At 71.6% G+C, this 807-nt stretch carries 1 protein-coding gene; it reads right to left on the bottom strand.

The window, feature by feature from the left end; translation table 11 throughout:
* The coding region (locus tag AC1DWF_RS33505; protein WP_476842809.1) for an efflux RND transporter periplasmic adaptor subunit at positions 1-807 on the bottom strand (807 nt) is incomplete at both ends.

Genomic DNA, 807 nt, shown 5'->3' with positions numbered 1-807 from the left:
ATCGAAGCGCGCGACCTCGACCTGGCGGAGCGAGACCGTCTGCGCGGCGGCATCGACGATCCAGACCGCCGGGTTACCCTGGATGCGCGTCAGCGCGCTGGCCGGGATCTCATAGCCATCGCCGCCGCCGATGCGCATGCGCCCCGTGACGGTCGAGCCAAGCCGCAACCMCGCCGGCGGATCGGAGAGGCCCACGCGCACCTGGAAGGTGCCGGTCACGGGGTCGGCGCGCGGGGAGACCTCGCGCACGCGGCCCACGGCGCGGATTGCCGGGTCGGTCGTCAGGGAAACCTCGATGACGGGGCTGTCCGGCGCGCGGTCCTTCACCGAGGCCGGCACGCCGAAGACGGCGTCGCGACCGCCATCCTGGGCAMTCTGCAGGATCATGCGGCCGGGCTGCACGACTTCGCCCGGCTCGGCGCCCCGCGCCGTCACCGTGCCGTTGGAATCGGCCACGAGATCCGTGTAGCCGAGGCGGTTCTCGGCGATGCTCACCTGGGCCTGGGCGGAATCCGCGGCCGATGTCGCGGATTGCAGCTGCTGCGTCGCCTCGTCGTAGCGGACGCGGGTGGCGAAGCCGCTGGCCAGCAGCTGGCGCTGCCGCGAAAAGTTGTTGCGCGTCTCGATGACGCGAGCGTTGGCAGCCACCAGCGCTGCCCGCGCGGCGCGCAGGTTGCTCTCCTCATTGTCACGGTTGAGGCGGGCCACCACCTGCCCGGCGGTCACGCGGTCGCCGACATTGGCCGAGCGTTCGACCATGCGGCCATCGATCCGGAAGGCGAGGTTCACATCCGTCTCGGCCTGGAT

This window comes from Aminobacter sp. P4_D5, from assembly GCF_056401815.1.
The sequence above is the reverse complement of the archived record's forward strand: the minus strand, read 5'-3'. Positions and strand labels throughout refer to the sequence as shown.